The sequence below is a fragment of the Aeromonas sp. S11(2024) genome, from assembly GCF_041402345.1.
In the GTDB taxonomy this organism is placed as follows: Bacteria; Pseudomonadota; Gammaproteobacteria; order Enterobacterales; family Aeromonadaceae; genus Aeromonas; species Aeromonas veronii.
Genome location: NZ_JBGLRC010000004.1, coordinates 52,567 through 70,961, shown reverse-complemented (window position 1 = coordinate 70,961; position 18,395 = coordinate 52,567). Strand labels below are relative to the sequence as shown.

The following is an 18,395-nucleotide window of genomic DNA, read 5'->3' as shown; positions in this document are numbered from 1 at the left end:
AAAGACCAATCATGAGTAATAATTAATCAAATAGGCCGTGTGCTTTTCTATCTACGCAGTCTAAAGTATTTTTATACTTCTCTTTCATCGTACGAAAGTATTCTCTCATTTCACCAATCATTTCATTAATCATAAAATACAATGATTCTGACTCTTCAAATTTATATAATGTCGATAATATAACGCTAAAAGAATAATTTAGAGAACCAATCAAAGGTCTGTATATATATTCATAACCACACATAGATATGACTTTCAGATTAGAGTGACTTGTGTGCATAGATGAAATGATTTGTTGTCTAGAAGAAAACTCTCTCCCCCAATCCAATAAAAACCTGTCCACAAAGTCATCAAACAAATCGCTCCTGAGATTATTGGACAACATATCAACATTAATATCCATAGGTCTATAAATATCATTAAAAATATGATTAATCAATACTTGCTTATCTACCAAACCACAACCGATATCAATATCATTTAGACCAAGTGGCTTAGCACCCTCAATCATGGCTCCATCTGAACAATTATAAACATTTATATTTTTATATGAGAGAATTAGCTTTTCCATAACAATTTTTGAATGTAACATTACATTGGTAGTTTCAACTTCCCCCCCAAAATTTCCAGGTAATCGATAATTGTTTTTTTTCAGCATCACAGATGGCAATAGCTTTTCTTTTGAATTACCTTTATCATCAAAATAAAAACTCAATTTAGAGTGATGATGCCCATCACATTTAAATCCATTGTCTATACCAAAAAGATAGATATTTTTAAATCCAAGTCGACACGCGGTGGCGACACCGGTATTTCCAACCAAAGGGTTGGCCGACCGCAAAATATCTCTCTGAGCGGCAATAGGGCAATTCATGCCAACAAATGACACCCCAGCTTCAAATCCTTTAAAAGCTAAACCAACACGTTCAAACTGGTCAGCACAATCAGGATGTATCACATCTACACTTAAAAATAATATATCTTTTAAAAAAGCATCATCATTCAATAGCTTATGAGAGTCAGGTATTATTTTTGTCCTTTCTATTTGAACATGAATATCTGGTTTAATACCAACTTTATATAAAGCCGATAAGGCACTGCCACAACTCAACACAACTACATTATTCTGATACTTTTTTAATTTTTCTATGGCTGAGTCAAGAGACGGACCATTGCCTACGATAAATACTGGTATGCTTTCCCATTTATTGTCAATAAACTTATCTTTAATTAAAAATGGTAAGTTTCGTCTTACATTAGCAATAGTATGAGACATGGCAATAGTGTTATCATCAAAGAAGCCCCAACCACTTACCAGTAAACTGAACTCCTTCTTTGTTTTTTGTATAAGCTCAAATATATTTTTGCTTTTATAATGCCAGAACCCGACTGTTGCTGCTGAAAGATATGAACCATACTTAACAGATGCAGCAACAATGTCCAATATGATGTCATTTTTATCCTGACCAATAAATATATGAACCTGCAAGTTTTCGTTATCAATAAAGTTTAAAAAATCAAACCAATCAAATGCAAATAGCGATGCATAGAAAAGATCAAGATCCGGCTCTATAATATAGAACAAACTGGGTAAGCATTTCTCATATATATACGAAATTTGGTACCCCAACCCAACCCCATACATAAGCATAAGAGGTATTTCACTACCAACAGATGTTAGTGTAGGTAATAAATCAAATGCTGCGATTTGTTTATTCATCATCTTGTTCATAAAATTCAAATGAACAAATTCTAATGGATTATCCTCTATCGCAAAACCCACAGTTTGAATAGATTTACCACTGTTCAATACGCCTTCAATCTGAGTCTTACAATCGAAATATGGATCCACACCGTAAAAAGGACTAAGTGAATCTTCCCATAACAAATTTGGTATACCATTTTCATTACAGAAAAATTTAAAGCTCCTCTGAGGAGTATAGTTATGAAACTGCTCATATATCGATGGTATATATTTCTTAAAAGCCGTCATGTTACGCTCAAATCGAATGGGAAGTACATCAAGCATTGCTGCTTCTTGTGTCCTTTGATTCTTTAATCGTAAAAGTTCTGCTTCAAGGAACTCGATATCTTTACGTATATCCATGAGTTTAACCTTTCATTTGGAGTGATTTTTATATGATTTGACCGCTTTAATAGCGATTACACGATTAGCCAAATGCTGTTGTATATCATTCATTTCTGACTCTATACGCAACGATATGATTTTATCCTGCTCACAAACTAATTTAGCTACCGCCTTCAACTCCACACTCCATGGTTTCATGTTGCAAATGCATTCTAATAATAGAAGTCTCTCATCAATCAATTTATTTACATATAACAAATCATTTATCGCGAAAGCATCAGCGATGCTGTGCGTAAGTTGACATAATCTTTCAGCATCATTCATCGTGTTACCTGCTTAGATAACACCTTTTCGCGTTCGTCTAAAGGTATGGCATCCCAACCACTCTTGATTGTTAACATGAGTTGACAGACTTCATCCAAGGGAGATATATCCATATCTCGACTCGCATCAAGCAAGCGAATTCTCATGTAATCATAAAGAGCAAATAAATTCTCCGGAACTTTACCATAAGAGAGATCAAGTGAGTCCTGCAAACCATTTAATATGGCCATGCATTTAGATATAGCTATAGACTTTGCCTCAAAATCTCTGCGCTCAATTGCACCTTTTGACTGAGCCAAACGCTCAACAAACCCCTGCATCATTAACTGAATAATCCGGTATGAATCTGCCACAGCCATTTCAGCCTGAAGATTCTGAGTCGTATATGCTTTGATGTTTTTAAGTGACATAATAATCCACCTCAACTCGGCATGACATAAATATCATTATGAGGAGTTTTTGGAATTTATAATACTCAAATATGAAGCTGACTTATTCATTTTCGCCAATAGAGTATCTAGACTACCGTAACGAGCTCGCAAACTCTCTTCATATCTTAACACTTGTGCATTAACGTCTGATTGTTTACGGTTAACATCACGTAGCTCAGAATTAAGAGTATCTTCACGTTTTGCTAGCAGTCCTCCGGTCTTGGAATAAGTATCAAGCTGATTGGTTAGCTTGTCAGCTACCCCATCCTTACCGCCAAATAAAGCAACCACTTGGTCAAAGTTTTTATCGATAGCCTCATTGAACTTGGTATCATCGATAGATAGCACCCCCTTATTGTCCATTTTTATACCCATCTGGAAGATAGTTTTATAAGTGGAGGAATTTTGAGAGGGGTCGGTGATGATACCATTCATCATGTTGACCACGGCTCGCGTCGTCGCATCGCCCGCAAGAGCACCGCCATCGTTCTTGCTCTTCCCTTCAACAATCGTATTACGCTTGCCGAGCTCATTGCTTTTCTTCACCAGCGAATTGTAGCCGTCGACAAAGCTTTTAACCATGTCTTTGATGCCAGCCTTGTCGGTGGTTACGTCAACTTTGTTTGAGCTATAGATCTTGACCGGATTACCACTGGTATCGGTAGTGGTCGTGCTGTCCGACTCCCGTAATACAGTCAGTTTTAGCCCGACAATTGTGCCATCAAAGGTATTGGTCGAACTGGTCAGTGTATTGCCATCAACAGTTATTTTCGCATCCTGAGCATCTTGGTTCTTAGTCAGCTTGGACACGAGATGATCGGTCAACTCGGTAGTGCTACCAGTTATCTGCAAATCTTTACCGGTACCGCTCACTCCGGAATCAATCATCAACCTGGATTTACCATCTGAGGTATTCATGATGTTGACGCTGAGACCAAAATTACCAGAGTCATTGTTTATACGCTTTCGGATGGACTGTAACGAATCCCCCGCCTTTACATCAACATCAAAAGTTTTGTCACCAGCGTTGAAGGTCAGTTTCCCGTCTTGGGTGATAAGCGGGGTCGTCGATGAGTCGAAGGTACCGTCAAATTTACTTGTCTTCGCCAATTGTTCGACACTGACAGCATATTGCCCGTTGGATGCGCCCTCCTTACTCTCCACCTTGAGTACGGGTTTGTCCTTATCCTGAGTAACATTAATAGTACGCTTGTTGAATGCATCGTCTTTCGCCATGGCCTTTAGTGTTGTCACAAACGAAGCAATCGCGGACTTCAACTGCCCTACTCCAGAGAGAGTGACCTGAGTGTTAGTCTTCTTGGTGGTGATGGGCCCCATCAGTTGGGCCGTTTTGGCATCAACACTAGCAGCAATGACTTTCTCTAATTCCAGTCCTGAACCCGCACCAGCAGACGTAATAGTGGCCATTCTCACTCTCCTCGTAAAACTTGCGTATTAAATCTCTTTATCAAGCAGTAATCCGACTCTTGAGCCACCACCAGTTACATCACCTTCACGTAGATCCTTGAGGCGCTTGCTGATAGCCAGCAACTCTTCACTTGGGATCTGACGGATCATTGACTTGGTATTGGCGTCCATCACCTTGATAACAACCTGCTCGAGATCCTTTTCGACGCTGAAGTTAACGGTCCATCCCTGCAACTTGCCAAACTCCTGCAAGTTTTGCACCACTTTTTCAATTTCCTTTTCAGAAACATCGAACTTGTTAACCGTGTCTTTTGCTCGTTCCACTTGCTGTTTTTCAATATCCGGTGTCATCACCCGCTGCTCTTCCGCCATGCCAGATAGCACTTGAGCGGCCGATTGGCCGCTCTTGCTACTTGACTGAAGAGAAGAAGGAGTGACCGATGAGGGAATTCCAATGTCATTGGCCATATCGTCGCTCCTTTTCTATCTCATCGCTACTCGTTAACCCAACAGGGACAGAGCAGATTGCGGTCTTTGGTTGGCTTGCGCCAGGATACTTGAGGCAGCCTGCTGCAGAATGTTCTGTTTGGTCAGGTTGGCGGTTTCTGTCGCAAAATCAGCATCACGGATACGAGAACGTGCGGCACTCAAGTTCTCGGACACGTTGGACTGGTTGCGAATCGTAGAATCAAGCCGGTTTTGCACTGCACCCAACTCTGCACGCTTGCTGTCAACAACTTGAATCATCTTGTCAAGGTTGGCAAAAGCCAGCTGGGCATTAGAACCTGTAGACCCGGATATATCATCTATATTGGCCCAGTTAACTGGCGTTGCAGCCGTAGCTGGTTGCGCCGGCACTGCGGGGATTCCAGCTGTGGTTCCTGTGGAAGCAACAGACGCAACCGATGCTGTCGAAGCTGTTCCATTCTGCTGCGTTACAGTCCAAGCATCATCGCCACTGGTCGCAGTCGCCTTAGCAATGGTGGCGCTACCTTTGGTTGCACTGGCGATGCCTGACATGCTAAAAGCAGTCGTCATCTTGAAAGAGATTGTTTGCCCTGCATCGGCACCGACCTGAAAAGTGCCTGAATAACCACCGGACAACAGCTTCTGTCCCCCAAAGGTAGTGTCATTGGAAATACGATTGATCTCGGTAGACAGCTGCTTGTATTCAGCCTGCAAAGAATCCCTATCATCTTTCGTATTGGATCCGTTAGCTGACTGCTGAGCCAAAGTGCGCATGCGTTGCAGCATGGATGTCACTTCATCCATTGCGCCTTCTGCAGTCTGAGCAACAGAGATCCCATCGTTAGCGTTACGATTTCCCTGATCCAGACCATTAACCTGAGAGGTCAAACGGTTAGCGATTTGCAGACCGGCAGCATCATCTTTAGCACTGTTAATACGCAAGCCGGATGCCAGTCGAGTATACGAAGTATCCAAGGACTTGGTGGTATTCATCAAGTTACGCTGAGCGTTCAGTGATGAAGTATTCGTGTTGATATACATGGCCATAAAAAATTCTCCCGAAGAACATGCGACTGCAGGTTGCGCCGTCTAAACGAGACGACGTCCCACCGTTTGAAGAGCAGGTTGAACATGCCTGTCTCTTCTGGCGGGTGTCTGTTTGAACGAACAGGTCACCCGCAGTAGTGCAAACGTTGGATTCCGAACACCCCTCGATTGCTTCACTTTATTTAACGGCTGCGCAGAGACAAGCTTTAGGAAAATTGTTGCCTAAAGCGGCAAGTTTTCTCCGGTAAGCGGCAATCAAATGTGAACAAAGCGACTGAGTCCAGTAACCGACCACTGACGAAGTCTCTCGTCAATAGTACGAGTGCATTGGCATGATTCATGCTTGATACAAACAGAGTGTCGCCAATTTGACGACACAATAAAAAGAGGCCGGTAAACCGGCCTAAAGATGAGCATATGCTCAGGAGAATATGACCAAGCGTGACATAACTGAACAGCTGTACAACACTTGGCATTACTAGTAGAGAATTATATCTCTCCCGATAGAACAGAGTGCAACCCGAACACCCCTTTGTTCCATCTCTTGACCAGGGCGGCCTGAACAACCGCCCTGTTTTCTTTTATTAACCTTGCAGCAACGAAAGGGCTGACTGAGGACGCTGGTTGGCCTGGCCCAAGATGGTGGAGGCTGCTTGTTGCAAAATGTTTTGCTTGGTCAGGTTTGCGGTTTCTGTCGCAAAGTCTGCGTCACGGATCCGTGAGCGAGCGGCGCTGACGTTTTCGGAGACATTTGCCTGATTGCGAATAGTTGAATCGAAACGGTTTTGCACCGCACCCAACTCTGCACGCTTGCTGTCAACAACTTGAATCATCTTGTCAAGGTTGGCAAAAGCCAGCTGGGCATTAGAACCTGTAGACCCGGATATATCATCTATATTGGCCCAGTTAACTGGCGTTGCAGCCGTAGCTGGTTGCGCCGGCACTGCGGGGATTCCAGCTGTGGTTCCTGTGGAAGCAACAGACGCAACCGATGCTGTCGAAGCTGTTCCATTCTGCTGCGTTACAGTCCAAGCATCATCGCCACTGGTCGCAGTCGCCTTAGCAATGGTGGCGCTACCTTTGGTTGCACTGGCGATGCCTGACATGCTAAAAGCACTCGTCATCTTGAAAGAGATTGTTTGCCCTGCATCGGCACCGACCTGGAAAGTGCCTGAATAACCACCGGCCAACAACTTCTGTCCCCCAAAAGTAGTGTCATTGGAAATCCGATTAATCTCTGTTGATAGCTGCTTGTACTCGGCTTGCAAGGCATCACGATCGTCCTTGCTATTAGAACCATTCGCAGATTGTTGCGATAATGTACGCATTCTTTGCAACATGGAGGTAATTTCATCCATCGCGCCTTCAGCCGTTTGCGCTACCGAAATCCCATCGTTGGCATTGCGGTTACCCTGATCCAACCCGTTGATTTGAGAGGTCAAACGGTTGGAAATTTGCAGACCGGCAGCATCGTCTTTTGCGCTGTTGATACGCAAACCTGATGCCAGGCGAGTATAAGACGTATCCAGTGATTTGGTCGTATTCATCAAGTTACGCTGGGCGTTGAGCGATGAAACGTTAGTGTTGATATAAAGGCTCATGACTATTCTCCTAAGCTATTAAATTTACTCTTCTATTTGCTCGAGCTTTATTATGTTTCGTGCCCGATGCGTCTTATTTAACGGCTCGTCTTTGGATGTCTTTAGCATTTTTTTAAACGCCTCATCGCATTAACGCCGCTTACCTTATATATCGGTGAGTCGAGGGGAAACTTAAGGAAAAAATCGGGGCTAAACCAGTGACAGACTCAACCTTCTGAAGCTCGCCAACGGCAGGGGGCAAACGAGACACTACCGTTCGTGCCGCGAGAAAAAATCCGTCCCGACTCTCAATTTTGTCGAGCACAGTTGGCGATTGGGCGCTCCAGCCCCTAAAATCGCGGCCCCATCAACAATTTGGCGTGAGTTGTTCTCCATGCAGACACTGGTTGAGCAGATTGTTTACATCAGCGACATGTTTGGTACTGCGGTATTCGCGTTTTCAGGGGTATTGGTGGCTGGCCGACTCAGAATGGACGGGTTTGGCGTCATGGTTTTGGCGGCGGTCACTGCCATCGGCGGCGGCACCATCCGTGACATGATCCTGGGAGCCACCCCCGTATTCTGGGTGCGAGACCCGCTCTATATCTGGGTCGTCATTGCGACGGCGCTGATCGGTATGTGGATGGTCAAACTGCCCCGCAGGATGCCCTGGTATGTACTGCCGGTGGCGGATGCCTTCGGACTGGCCCTCTTTACCGTGATCGGTGCCCAGAAGGCCCTCAACTTCGGCACCCCGGGGCTGATTGCCGTGATCATGGGCACCATGACCGGGGTAGCCGGTGGCATGATCCGCGATGTACTGGCGCGGGAGGTCCCCATGGTGCTGCAAAAAGAGATCTATGCCACCGCCTGTATCCTCGGCGGCATTCTCTATACCCTGGCGCTGGAGGCAAACATGGACAGGGTAACGGCCATGCTCATCTGCATGACGGCCGTGTTTGGCCTGCGGGTCGCGGCTATCTACTGGCATCTTTCGCTACCGACCTTCTCCCTGCAACGCAATTGAGAGCAGGCCCACAGCGTCATCATGTCGCTGTGGGCCGCGCGTTGAACCAAATAGGCTTTTCTGTTGTCATAGAAGCAGTCGTTGTTAGCCGGAACTTCTCATGCGCAAAATCGGTATGCTTACCACCCTCCTCCTGGCGAACGTGACGGCAGCCCACGCCGAGGCACAAGTGGTATTTGGACGACTGGCCTCGGCGCCGGTGCAGCAGTTCAACCATCAGATACGCCAGGCAAGCCATCAACAGCAAAACTGGGTCAATGACTACCGTGAGGTAGCTCTGCGATTCGTCGGTCATGGTGACACACCCAGTCGCATCCATGCCCAGCAACTGGACAATGATCTGGTGCTCTCAGTCGCCCTCGACGGCAGCAAGAGCGACATGATCTACATTCTGACCCTCTATCGCAGCAACAACCTGTGGCAGATGCGGGAGGCGGAAATGGGCTGGCGTTGTCAGGGGCAAGACTCTTTCACTCCGGTTCCCTGTCCCTGATAGTCATTGCTCACTCTGTGAAATAAAAAATCCGGCACATTGGCCGGATTTTTTATTGAAAGTGAAAAACACGCTTACGGGCGGTACACCTTGACGTTGGCAAAGCCTTTCTCTTTCAGGTAAAGCGCCTGCAGCTTGCTCATCACGCCGCGATCACAGTAGAGCAGGTAGGTCTTCTCTTTGGGCAGATCGCCAAAGGCGGTGGCCAGCTTGAAGAAGGGGATATGCAGTACTTCACGATCTTCCACCACCAGCGGCTTCTCGTCGTGTTCATCGGCAGAGCGGATATCCAGGATCACCTCGTCAGCGCCCAGCACCTGAGTCGTTTCCACCTCTTGCACTTCAGCGGCAGTCTCTTCACCGATACGGCGGATATCGAGGTAACGGGCCTCGGCTACCACCTTGTCCAGAATGGCGAAGTCGAAGTTACCCTCCTCCTCTTCAATGCGCGCCAAATCGGCCTTCACGGTCGGCTTCTTGGAGATGACGCCACAATACTCCGGCATGGTCTCGGCAAATTCCAGGGTGCCGATACGGCGGGCTTCGTTGATGATATCCGGCTTGTCCCAGGTGATAAGCGGGCGCAGGATCACCTTGTCGGTGACCCGGTCGATCACGTTCAGGTTGGTGAGAGTCTGGCTGGAGACCTGACCCACACACTCACCGGTCACCAGCGCCGGGATCTGGAACTCGTCGGCCACCTTGGCGGCAGCACGCATCATCATCCGCTTGAGCACCACGCCCATCTGACCGTTGTCGATCTTCTCGAGGATCTCGGCAACCACCGGCTCGAAGTCCACAGCGGTGAAACGTACCCGGTGGGATGAACCGAAGCGGTTCCACAGGTGATAGGCCACCTGCTTGACGCCGATCTCGTGGGCAGCACCGCCCAGATTGAAGAAGCAGTAGTGCACACGGCAGCCGCGCTTGATGAACTGGAACGACGCCACACCGGAGTCAAAACCGCCGGAGAGCAGACTCAGCACATCTTCCTGGGTCGCGATGGGCATGCCGCTCAGGCCCTGATGGATGGCGCTGACGATGAAGAGCTCCTCGCCGTCGATCTCGAGGTTGATCTTCACGTCCGGGTTCTTGAGGCGCACACCATTGCTTTCGCAGTGCTGGTTCAGACCGCCCCCCACATAGCGCTCAACCTCGAGGGAGGAGAACTCATGCTTGCCGTGGCGCTTGGCGCGCACGCAGAAGGTTTTGCCCTTGAGCTGGTCGCCCCAAACGGCTTTCACCTGCTCGAAGATGTCGTGCAGATCGGTAAACTTGCTGGCTTGTACCTCGAGGAAGGCCTGAATGCCCGGAATACAGGCCAAAGCTTCGATAGCCTGCTCGCGGAACTGGTCGTTGCGGGAGCTCACGATCAGCTTGTCCCAATCCATCCGTACGCGGGCATCGTCGTCGAAGCGGCGCAGGACATTGCGGATATTGCCCTGCAGGATCTTGATAAAGCGCTGGCGAACCGACTTGCTCTTGATGGTGATTTCCGGGAACAGCTTGATAATGAACTTCATGGGGGCTCTTTAAATTTTAAGGTAAATCAATGACTTACAAATAGATGTGGGAACGAATGTTAGAATGGGAGTTCCCGTGAACAGCTACACATTATCTCACAGCGACCAGCTTGTTACCACCCTTGCCAAGCAGCCAGTGTCCACCTTCGGGACCCACTACACCAAGGAAGTCGCCCTCTTCATCGCACGGCACCTTAACAAGGCCCAAGGCTGGGCTGCGAGTCTCTACCTGCGGACCATCGCTAAGGGTATCGGTTGCACCACCCGCACTGTCCGTAACTCTCTGCGTCGTCTGGAAGCCATCGGCTTCTTCAAGACCGAGTTCCGGAAGCACGACCAGATAGCCAACTGGAATCTGGCCTCTGTGTACCGAATCGGGTCGGCACTCCTAGCCCTTTTCCGTACCCCCAGCACCAAGCGTCCGGCTAAGTCTTTGACTTCTTCTAAACAGAAACAAAGTAACAAGGATCACGCACCCGTTTCTTCGTCTGTTAGTAAGTTCGCCATGTTCGACCACAAGCGAGTCATCAAGACACCGGAGGAATGGGATGCCTGCAAGAAGGCCAGCCAAGAGCACAACAGGAACGCCCTACAGAAGCTCAAGGACATGCTGAGGGCACAACGATGAACGGACAGAAAAAGCTGGTATGCGTGGAGGCTGGACTGGGGATAACCGAGGGCCAGGAATTCCCTGTGCTGGGAGAGAATGGGAGCGTTTGGGAAATACTGCTGGGCGGTGAGTACCGGAAGGTGAGCAAGCGGTCGGGCCGTGTGCAGGGCTGGAGGACTGGTCCGAGGTTTCAATGGTACCCCAGCGACTCTCTCGCTTAGCTTTGACCAGCCAGATAAAGAGAGTTAAATTGCTGAGAATACAGTCAAAACGGAGCAAGCATGAGCACTAAAGCGATTAGTTACTCAATACTTGGCGCAGGATTTATGATCGCGCTGGCGATTTACACAACCCAAGACTCATTCAGTTTTTCCAAGCTATTTGGGAAAAACCGTGATGTTATGCAGGCAGTTGAAAAGACGCTTGTTGATCCTGGCTCTGCGAAATTTGGCGACATCGTAAAGACTGAGTTGGGGTACTGTGTCGAAGTTAACGCGAAGAATCGTCTTGGTGCGTATGTGGGGACTTCGGTTTACTTTGTCTCGAACCTTGGTCTTCTGCTTGCTGAGCAAAATAATGCGTACAATGCGAGCGTCAAAGAAGTGCCTTCTGAGCTAGTGACAGATTTGTGTACTGGCAATAATACATTCGAGACCATGCAATTTATCCAGAGTCTCTAAGAAGGCGGGAGAGCAAGAGAACAGGGGGTAGCAGCATTGAGTCTGCCCCTTGGTAAATTCTCAAAAAATCTGAACGGTTTCTTCAGTGATTAGACACCCATGATTTCCCCCGTGCCCCCCCAATAATCAGGCACTAGACAGCCTGCTGTCCTATTTCTCTCGCAGTCTGAACGCATGTCGCCCCTCTCCTGCTCCCAGCCCATCATAGACGATTCCCGACATCTTCCTATGGCCTCCAACAGTGTGCTGGGCAGGAAGAATGGACCAAGGTTTGAAGCAAATCATTCTCATAGATCATAACGCGTTCTTACGTAAAAACTTCAGGTCCACAGAGGCTAAGATTTCAAGTAGGAGTAATGTTAGATAAGTGTTAGGCAGAGAGTCCAAGCATGGAGGTCATTGCAGCAGCAGCAACGGCTTTGATGGTCTCAAAAGTCATGTCGAGCCCCTTGGTTGTAAAGGTCTCTTTAGTCTTGTTCCACACGGTATCGCTGCGGATTGCGTCTAGGAATTCATGACCTGTCCATGTAAGACGCGTCGCGGTGAAGTTTATGGGACCACCACCAAGAACTCGGCTCATTTTCCCTTCAACTAGCCCCGCTTCAATCAGCAACTCCATGTGGTAGGAGATTGCATACGCGGCATTCGCATCGGTAAGCTCAAAATTCCCAAGTGACAAGTAGTGGTCTGTGTTTGGCAATCCTTCTAATTTTGTAAGTACATCCCTTACGGTATCCCAATCACGCTTCATCTTCTGTCCTTGTTATTACACTGCTGATACCAAGCAACCACCGACCTTTTTACCTTCGTTTGACCCACGGTGGTTATGGTATGCACGGCAGTAATCAATTGCATCCCCTCGTGTTCCCACCATGTACTGGTCTCTTATTCCTGCGCGGTTGAACACCTTCCTGATTTCTGCCTCTACGTCCTCTCGGGTGCCATGAATTTGCACGACACGATGGGTATTCCCTGATTGTCGATAGAAGGTGAGCTGGAAAGAAGTAACCCCATCAAACTGAGACCAAGCATCATCGGCGTCAACCACTTGCATTTCAACTTTAGAAGATGAAAATGCCCACCCTAGCAGAGCAATTAGTAGTCCCCCACCAAGGGCTATTAAGGTATTCGTGGCTTGATCCATGTGGGTTCTCAGTCAAATTTGGACAAGATCACATCTTACCCAATAGGGACCCTTCGGTAAATTCTGGAAAAATCTGAATGTCCTCTTCAGTGATTAAGCGCCCGCGATTTCCCCCCGTCCACCCCACAAGAACCAGCCATTAGACAGCCCTCCCGTCCTCTTTCTCTCACCGTCCGAGCGCCTGCCTGTCCCTCTCCTTGTCCCTGCCCCAAGCCATCCTATTGCTAACACACAGGCGAGCACCTGCATCTTCCTATTGCCTCCTGCAGTGTCTCTCAGACTGCCTCTTCGTCCCATTGAGGTATACCCTAATGAACTTCTTTCACACGGGGCTATTGACTGTCTCATTTCTGTTTCATAATCTAAGTCCCATCAGATTAAGACCTTAATGTGACAGCGTGACACCGACAAGGACTCCCGTTGAAGCAATAGGAAGAAGATGAAGGAGCTTTCCGCATGAATGACTTGGTTATCAGGCTTCGCCGATTTAAGGACAGGAAGTCACTGGATAGAGTTGCCCCAAGGATGCTTGATAAGGCTGCTGCTACGGGCCTCCAAGAGGAGCTGAAGGTCATCGCAGCGATTGACCACCGGCAAGCAGAGATAGCGGCTGGAAGGCATTTTGATGCGGGGAAAGTCCCTATGACAGCTTGGGCATTGGTGGATTGAGTAGGAGAGAGTAATGGGACAGGTTATCGGTTATGCGCGAGTGTCATCTGTCGGTCAATCGCTGGATGTTCAACTGGATAAGCTGACAAAAGCCGGTTGTGAGCGTGTGTACCAAGAGAAGGTATCAGGGACCAGCACAGATGGTCGTGAGCAACTAGCAGAACTCCTGCGGTATGTCCGAGAGGGGGATGATGTGGTGATCACCAAGCTGGACCGTCTGGGCCGTTCTCTCGCTGATCTGCTGGACATTACTGAGCAACTGGAAGCCAAGGGCGTGACCCTGCGTGTACTGGACCAGAACCTAGAGACGACGACAGCCCAAGGGAAGCTGATGTTCACCATGCTGGGCGCCTTTGCTGAGTTCGAGACGGCTCTACGCAAGGAGCGTCAGATGGAAGGGATCGCCAAAGCTAAGGCTGCGGGGAAGTACACAGGCAGGCCCAAGAGTATCGACGAGGATGCAATCAAGGCGACCCTGCTGGAAGGCGGTAAGTCCCTGCGGGAGATCGCTACGCTTCATGGAGTCAGCCGAGCGACTGTCCATCGTCTATCAACAAGGATGCGAGAGGATGGGGAGTTGAGTTGATCGAATGTGTCTATCGGTTGAGCCTGGGACCATCGAAAGAACAGATCACCTGGACTGTCCCAAAGCACATTAGAGAAAGCTAATTTACCCTGACCAATAGAAAGAACTGATCGAGTAACCCACTTTGATCGAATCTTCCAATCGCCCCCCGAAGCTGTTCACCGCGACACCTTGGGGGTTTGTCGTTTGGGAGGACTCGACGATGGCCCTGCGCCTGTCCCCCTGGTCCCTTCTCATTACCTCCCTTCGCCCTTCAATCCTTGTCCCTGCTGTCTTCAGGCTTTCTCTGTGGATCCGTGAGATCGTGCAGGGGTGAGCGTGTGGGGTTTTGTATGGGGGAAGACGTAAGGTGAGCAGAGAGAGCGTCTAAGCGGTTATCTGGAGGGGGCATAAGGGGGCTATGGGGCTGACTCTGGGCTTGTTCGTCTGAGTGCCCCTGTTTGTTGTCTGTGGGTACATCCCGAGGTCTGCACTCCCGACGATTATCCCGAAGACACTACTAAGACACCTTCCAGAGACCTCCAGAGCAGGGGCAATTGGAGCTAGTCACTTTTCCCTGACCATAGGGGGGATACGAAAAGACCAATACTAAAGACTTCTATTAGATACCCTGGATACTATCTCTCTATACACTACTTACTACAGGTATCTTTAAGACTACCCGAGGACGGCCCAAGTGCTGTCCTGTTGTCGCTTCCCCCTGATCATCCATAGGACCACCGAGTTATGACTTCAGGACAGATGACCAGCAAGGAAGACCTATCAACAGTATTCATTGGCTGAACATGTCGAGCTCCCAATGAGGCTCAGTGAGTGGCCTTGTGCAAAACCTTGAACCAGGAACATGCAACACCCTGCGACGGACTGCGGGACTACTTCAGAAATGCCCTTGGGGCAAAAATGGAGTACCCGGCGATGGATCTTGGGACTGTACGAAAACGCCAGACTGGGGAATCTGGACACCACCAACGTTTCCCTCCACCCTCCCCTTCATCACCTATCAACATTGTCCATCAAGTAAGGGCAGGAGAAGGAGTTATCTATACCCCTGTGCTCAGGGAATACAGCGAACCTTGATAAGCATGTCTGTGAGCCCCCTGATTTTCCCCCCGCATAGGTGTCGTTATAATCTCGACCCAATCTGAGTAATCCTGAAGATCCTCGCCCAGACCTACCGCCCGTGGGTTTGGGTTTCTTTTGCCCGAAGAGACCCACAAGTGGCTCGAATGACAATAGGAGAATGACCAAATGACTGTTTCCACCATCGAAATCACCTCCATCATCCGTTCCGCTGGCACCCAGTTCCGCGCCAACATGGACGACGACAACGTACTCGACATGATGGACCTGATCGAACGTGGTGTGTCCTTCAAGACAAAAATCCGTCTGGCTGAACTAGATGGCCACCTCTACCTGACAGACGGCTTCCACCGGATCGAAGCGTACCGCCGCCTGGACATTCTGGAGATCCCTGTTGACCAATGTGTGATTGTCCCTGCGTCCTCCAGAGAAGAGGTCCGTTTGCTGGCAATGGGGGCGAATGTCCAGCACGGTAAAGGCAACACCAACGCCGACTACTACATCATCATCAAGAAAATGATGGAGATTGGCGACGGCAAGTACATGAAGAATGCCTTCGAGCCGGACACCACCAAGATCGCTGAAGCAATCGGAGCTGCACGGACCGCTGTCGTGCGGGGATACAGCAACTACAAGGGGACAAAAGAGCAGCCAATTCCGTCCTTGTCCCAGCAGTGCAAAGAGCGCCGTGACGCTGCAATTTTGGAGAAGCACAAAGAAGGAATGAGCAATCGTGCGATTGCCAAGCTCTTCAAGATGGGCTCCAGCACAGTAGACGAGGTGGTTTCAAAAAAGGCGCCCGAAAATGCCAATTTGGCAAAACCGGGCACCCCCGAGGTCTCCAACTCGGCCATCCCGATGGCATCCACTGAAGACCGCTCTGAAACCCGTGCAACGGCTTCCTTTGTTAATGAACAGCTCGAAGAACTACTCGGGCCTGACGGCCTCGACGTGGACGGTAACGCTACTTTTTCCCTGAGTGAAGATGAAGCAGACGCTCCTGTCGCCCGTTTCGACGTCCTGGCAGCTACCGGCTTCGGAAAAGACCAATCTCGCTACACCAAGCCCTCCAAGCCCACGACCGAGTATGAGCAGGTAGAAGCCGCCAAGGCCAACCCTGTGAAGCTCCAAGAGGAATGGATGGGGCTGTGCGACGAGGAAGAGATACTGAAAGCTAAGCTCTCTGAGATCACCCAGCGCAAAGCCCAGGTGCAGCGGATTGCAACCCAGAGCGGTATAGCTTTACCTGAATAAAACTACATGTGAGACGGGGGGAGTTTAGAGTCCCCCCTATTTCCAAGACCAAGCCTAAATAAACATTAATACCAATATTGGGATTGCTTGTAATTATTGCCAGTTGAACACACTGCAATAATCCCTCACATTGACAACCCTTTCATGTGTATTTATTTGGAGTTTGTGAAGATGATTAGACAAAGGGGTGGCAGCTGGCAGGTTGATGTGGTCGTCGATGGGAAAAGAGTTAGGAAATCTGTCAATTCGTACGCTAAAGCAAGAACGTTAGAACTGTTCCTTACCGGTAATAACACAGACAGAATTCCGTCGAGAAATAGAAAAAGTAATCTATACCAAGAAATGCCTAAAATACAGAAGGCCGGTTGTACACCAACTATGAATGACATGTTGGAACTTACATGGCTTCGCTCTTGGCGCCACGCAAAAACGGGGCTTGAGTTAAAGCGACGGGCTCAAAGTGCACTTGTGGAGATGGGGTGGTTAGACTTGGGACCTGAGGTAATCACAACGAGACTCTTTTTTCACCTCTCCGATTTCTATCTGCAGAAGGGCAACAGTTGTGCAACCATAAATAGAAAAACTGTATCTATAACAAAGCTTTTAGGCACCGCAGTAGATGAAGGGCTGATCCCCTTTAAGCCTGCTGTTCGACTCTTCCCGGAGAACAATGCCAGAACAAGATTTGTGACTCGTATGGAGGAAGAAGCCCTTCTGTATTGGCTTCGCGAATTAAGCTTTGACGGAGCGTGGCATTTGACTAGATTTCTTGTCGATACTGGATGTCGCTTCGGAGAAGCTATGGCATTACGGCCTCACAGTATAAATCGAAAAAAGAAAAGTGTTCTATTTGAAAATACCAAGAACTCAATGCCTCGTAAAATCCCTCTGACAGAACGAGCATTAGAATCAGCATTAAAATGGGGGGAATTAGATTACCAGCGATTTTATAAACAATTCGTTCTTGCTCGAGAACGTGCAGGACTGGGCGTAGATGTAACCCCTCACACATTGAGACATACTTGTGCAAGCCGTCTGGCACAGTCAGGAGTTTCAATGGCCATAATAAAGGCGTGGCTTGGGCACAAGAGCATGCGGATGACAGATCGTTACACGCATTTAAATGATTCAAGCTTAAGAGTGGCGAGAGATGCTTTGGATGAATTCGACGATTAATAATCGTCGTTCTGATTTTTAATTTTTTCTTTAGATGAGAATGGAGATTCATACCAAAAATAATCTCACATGTGGTTTCAAACCAAATCCTGCATTAATTGGCCCGCATAAAAATAAAGTTCGTTTCTTCCTTATCTATAACCCTGACCTAAAAGCAACCGCCTTGGCCTATAACATGGTGCTTCATACCTGTATCCAGAGCGTTCCGGCTGTTCTGCCGTGATCTTATTCCCCCTCGGCGGTAGAGCCATCTCCCTATCAACAAGGAAAAACAACTATGTCTTCTTATGGCACTTTCCCGACTTTTCAAACCGTCACCCATCCCGGTCAGAGCAGCGACCTCGGAGACCCCCGTGCACTCTTCATGAAGCTATCTGCGAGCGTAACGGTTCTGAGCATGGCAGGGATCATGGCTTCAAGTACCGCGAACCGACTCAGGATGAACTACTGGAGGCACTGAAGGATCTGGAGGAGTGGATCCGCGCGACTGAAGAGCACAACGCCGCTCGCCGCGAACATGCCCAGCAGATCCTTCCGAGGGTCAAGGCCAAGCTGGCCGTCCTGCTGACCGCCTAATGCAATCCATGGGAAAGGTCCTGCATCTCCCCAGCTCAACTGAAGGAACCTACCAGTAGAAGCTAGATCACCTGCTGGATACCCACCAAGTGACCTTCCGGAAAGTTAAGGGTCACAGCGGCCACCCTTTGAATGAACGAGCGGATCAACTGGCCGTGGCCGGTATGAATCGCTCTGGCCTGTAAAACGGATCAACACATTCAACTATTG

General features: G+C 48.4%; 19 protein-coding genes. 9 read left to right on the top strand and 10 right to left on the bottom strand.

The window, feature by feature from the left end:
• Nucleotides 1-22: 22 nt before the first annotated feature.
• From ACB040_RS05060 to ACB040_RS05030, 7 genes are all read right to left on the bottom strand, one after another.
• The gene (locus ACB040_RS05060) at nucleotides 23-2,107 is read right to left on the bottom strand and encodes a 6-hydroxymethylpterin diphosphokinase MptE-like protein (protein ID WP_338771458.1); all 2,085 of its coding nucleotides are present in this window, start codon (nucleotides 2,105-2,107) and stop codon (nucleotides 23-25) included.
• Between the two features lie 12 nt (nucleotides 2,108-2,119).
• Complete coding sequence (locus ACB040_RS05055) at nucleotides 2,120-2,413, bottom strand: hypothetical protein (protein ID WP_338771461.1); 294 nt, start codon at nucleotides 2,411-2,413, stop codon at nucleotides 2,120-2,122.
• Nucleotides 2,410-2,823 carry a flagellar export chaperone FliS gene (gene fliS, locus ACB040_RS05050; protein WP_338771464.1) on the bottom strand — a complete coding sequence of 138 codons (414 nt, stop codon included), beginning with the start codon at nucleotides 2,821-2,823 and terminating at the stop codon, nucleotides 2,410-2,412. Before fliS ends, ACB040_RS05055 begins: the two co-directional genes overlap by 4 nt.
• Before the next feature lie 36 nt (nucleotides 2,824-2,859).
• Nucleotides 2,860-4,272, bottom strand: coding sequence for a flagellar filament capping protein FliD (fliD, locus tag ACB040_RS05045; protein ID WP_338771467.1), 1,413 nt, complete (start codon nucleotides 4,270-4,272; stop codon nucleotides 2,860-2,862).
• A gap of 27 nt (nucleotides 4,273-4,299) precedes the next feature.
• Nucleotides 4,300-4,740 carry a flagellar protein FlaG gene (locus ACB040_RS05040; protein ID WP_338771470.1) on the bottom strand — a complete coding sequence of 147 codons (441 nt, stop codon included), beginning with the start codon at nucleotides 4,738-4,740 and terminating at the stop codon, nucleotides 4,300-4,302.
• Between the two features lie 33 nt (nucleotides 4,741-4,773).
• Nucleotides 4,774-5,787 carry a flagellin gene (locus ACB040_RS05035; RefSeq protein ID WP_338771473.1) on the bottom strand — a complete coding sequence of 338 codons (1,014 nt, stop codon included), beginning with the start codon at nucleotides 5,785-5,787 and terminating at the stop codon, nucleotides 4,774-4,776.
• A gap of 584 nt (nucleotides 5,788-6,371) precedes the next feature.
• Nucleotides 6,372-7,388 carry a flagellin gene (locus ACB040_RS05030; RefSeq protein WP_338771476.1) on the bottom strand — a complete coding sequence of 339 codons (1,017 nt, stop codon included), beginning with the start codon at nucleotides 7,386-7,388 and terminating at the stop codon, nucleotides 6,372-6,374.
• 373 nt (nucleotides 7,389-7,761) lie between these two features.
• Here ACB040_RS05030 and ACB040_RS05025 point away from each other — a divergent pair, with 373 nt between their 5' ends.
• A complete protein-coding gene (locus ACB040_RS05025) occupies nucleotides 7,762-8,394 on the top strand; it encodes a trimeric intracellular cation channel family protein (RefSeq protein WP_005333975.1) in 633 nt (210 codons plus the stop codon).
• Nucleotides 8,395-8,494: 100 nt separating this feature from the next.
• Entirely contained in the window at nucleotides 8,495-8,887 is a 393-nt protein-coding gene (locus ACB040_RS05020; RefSeq protein ID WP_047437431.1) for a hypothetical protein, read from the top strand.
• Between the two features lie 74 nt (nucleotides 8,888-8,961).
• Here the strand turns inward: ACB040_RS05020 and thiI are convergent, their stop codons facing one another.
• Complete coding sequence (gene thiI / locus ACB040_RS05015; protein WP_371153580.1) at nucleotides 8,962-10,410, bottom strand: tRNA uracil 4-sulfurtransferase ThiI; 1,449 nt, start codon at nucleotides 10,408-10,410, stop codon at nucleotides 8,962-8,964.
• A gap of 64 nt (nucleotides 10,411-10,474) precedes the next feature.
• Here thiI and ACB040_RS05010 point away from each other — a divergent pair, with 64 nt between their 5' ends.
• Nucleotides 10,475-11,038 carry a hypothetical protein gene (locus ACB040_RS05010; protein WP_371153582.1) on the top strand — a complete coding sequence of 188 codons (564 nt, stop codon included), beginning with the start codon at nucleotides 10,475-10,477 and terminating at the stop codon, nucleotides 11,036-11,038.
• A gap of 263 nt (nucleotides 11,039-11,301) precedes the next feature.
• Entirely contained in the window at nucleotides 11,302-11,700 is a 399-nt protein-coding gene (locus tag ACB040_RS05005; RefSeq protein WP_128830517.1) for a hypothetical protein, read from the top strand.
• Between the two features lie 370 nt (nucleotides 11,701-12,070).
• Here ACB040_RS05005 and ACB040_RS05000 read toward each other — a convergent pair whose 3' ends face one another.
• Complete coding sequence (locus ACB040_RS05000) at nucleotides 12,071-12,451, bottom strand: DUF2513 domain-containing protein (protein ID WP_019840385.1); 381 nt, start codon at nucleotides 12,449-12,451, stop codon at nucleotides 12,071-12,073.
• 15 nt (nucleotides 12,452-12,466) lie between these two features.
• Nucleotides 12,467-12,844, bottom strand: a complete 378-nt coding sequence (locus ACB040_RS04995) for a hypothetical protein (protein ID WP_257119733.1) — start codon at nucleotides 12,842-12,844, stop codon at nucleotides 12,467-12,469.
• Nucleotides 12,845-13,300: 456 nt separating this feature from the next.
• Here ACB040_RS04995 and ACB040_RS04990 point away from each other — a divergent pair, with 456 nt between their 5' ends.
• From ACB040_RS04990 to ACB040_RS04970, 5 genes are all read left to right on the top strand, one after another.
• Nucleotides 13,301-13,513: an Hha/YmoA family nucleoid-associated regulatory protein gene (locus ACB040_RS04990; RefSeq protein WP_010673871.1), complete on the top strand. Its 213-nt coding sequence runs from the start codon at nucleotides 13,301-13,303 to the stop codon at nucleotides 13,511-13,513.
• Between the two features lie 13 nt (nucleotides 13,514-13,526).
• The gene (locus tag ACB040_RS04985; protein WP_017779893.1) at nucleotides 13,527-14,099 is read left to right on the top strand and encodes a recombinase family protein; all 573 of its coding nucleotides are present in this window, start codon (nucleotides 13,527-13,529) and stop codon (nucleotides 14,097-14,099) included.
• A 1,248-nt stretch (nucleotides 14,100-15,347) separates the two neighbouring features.
• Nucleotides 15,348-16,433 carry a hypothetical protein gene (locus tag ACB040_RS04980; RefSeq protein ID WP_257119734.1) on the top strand — a complete coding sequence of 362 codons (1,086 nt, stop codon included), beginning with the start codon at nucleotides 15,348-15,350 and terminating at the stop codon, nucleotides 16,431-16,433.
• 171 nt (nucleotides 16,434-16,604) lie between these two features.
• Complete coding sequence (locus ACB040_RS04975; RefSeq protein WP_257119735.1) at nucleotides 16,605-17,609, top strand: site-specific integrase; 1,005 nt, start codon at nucleotides 16,605-16,607, stop codon at nucleotides 17,607-17,609.
• Nucleotides 17,610-18,256: 647 nt separating this feature from the next.
• On the top strand, nucleotides 18,257-18,370 hold the full coding sequence (locus tag ACB040_RS04970) for an RNase H family protein (RefSeq protein ID WP_308457482.1): 114 nt from the start codon (nucleotides 18,257-18,259) through the stop codon (nucleotides 18,368-18,370).
• The last annotated feature ends 25 nt before the right edge of the window (nucleotides 18,371-18,395 follow it).

What these genes read in the sequence shown, in the direction of transcription:
- ACB040_RS05060 (WP_338771458.1), bottom strand. Translation starts at nt 2,107, where the DNA reads ATGGATATACGTAAAGATATCGAGTTCCTTGAAGCAGAACTTTTACGA.
- ACB040_RS05055 (WP_338771461.1), bottom strand. Translation starts at nt 2,413, where the DNA reads ATGAATGATGCTGAAAGATTATGTCAACTTACGCACAGCATCGCTGAT.
- fliS (WP_338771464.1), bottom strand. Translation starts at nt 2,823, where the DNA reads ATGTCACTTAAAAACATCAAAGCATATACGACTCAGAATCTTCAGGCT.
- fliD (WP_338771467.1), bottom strand. Translation starts at nt 4,272, where the DNA reads ATGGCCACTATTACGTCTGCTGGTGCGGGTTCAGGACTGGAATTAGAG.
- ACB040_RS05040 (WP_338771470.1), bottom strand. Translation starts at nt 4,740, where the DNA reads ATGGCCAATGACATTGGAATTCCCTCATCGGTCACTCCTTCTTCTCTT.
- ACB040_RS05035 (WP_338771473.1), bottom strand. Translation starts at nt 5,787, where the DNA reads ATGGCCATGTATATCAACACGAATACTTCATCACTGAACGCTCAGCGT.
- ACB040_RS05030 (WP_338771476.1), bottom strand. Translation starts at nt 7,388, where the DNA reads ATGAGCCTTTATATCAACACTAACGTTTCATCGCTCAACGCCCAGCGT.
- ACB040_RS05025 (WP_005333975.1), top strand. Translation starts at nt 7,762, where the DNA reads ATGCAGACACTGGTTGAGCAGATTGTTTACATCAGCGACATGTTTGGT.
- ACB040_RS05020 (WP_047437431.1), top strand. Translation starts at nt 8,495, where the DNA reads ATGCGCAAAATCGGTATGCTTACCACCCTCCTCCTGGCGAACGTGACG.
- thiI (WP_371153580.1), bottom strand. Translation starts at nt 10,410, where the DNA reads ATGAAGTTCATTATCAAGCTGTTCCCGGAAATCACCATCAAGAGCAAG.
- ACB040_RS05010 (WP_371153582.1), top strand. Translation starts at nt 10,475, where the DNA reads ATGGGAGTTCCCGTGAACAGCTACACATTATCTCACAGCGACCAGCTT.
- ACB040_RS05005 (WP_128830517.1), top strand. Translation starts at nt 11,302, where the DNA reads ATGAGCACTAAAGCGATTAGTTACTCAATACTTGGCGCAGGATTTATG.
- ACB040_RS05000 (WP_019840385.1), bottom strand. Translation starts at nt 12,451, where the DNA reads ATGAAGCGTGATTGGGATACCGTAAGGGATGTACTTACAAAATTAGAA.
- ACB040_RS04995 (WP_257119733.1), bottom strand. Translation starts at nt 12,844, where the DNA reads ATGGATCAAGCCACGAATACCTTAATAGCCCTTGGTGGGGGACTACTA.
- ACB040_RS04990 (WP_010673871.1), top strand. Translation starts at nt 13,301, where the DNA reads ATGAATGACTTGGTTATCAGGCTTCGCCGATTTAAGGACAGGAAGTCA.
- ACB040_RS04985 (WP_017779893.1), top strand. Translation starts at nt 13,527, where the DNA reads ATGGGACAGGTTATCGGTTATGCGCGAGTGTCATCTGTCGGTCAATCG.
- ACB040_RS04980 (WP_257119734.1), top strand. Translation starts at nt 15,348, where the DNA reads ATGACTGTTTCCACCATCGAAATCACCTCCATCATCCGTTCCGCTGGC.
- ACB040_RS04975 (WP_257119735.1), top strand. Translation starts at nt 16,605, where the DNA reads ATGATTAGACAAAGGGGTGGCAGCTGGCAGGTTGATGTGGTCGTCGAT.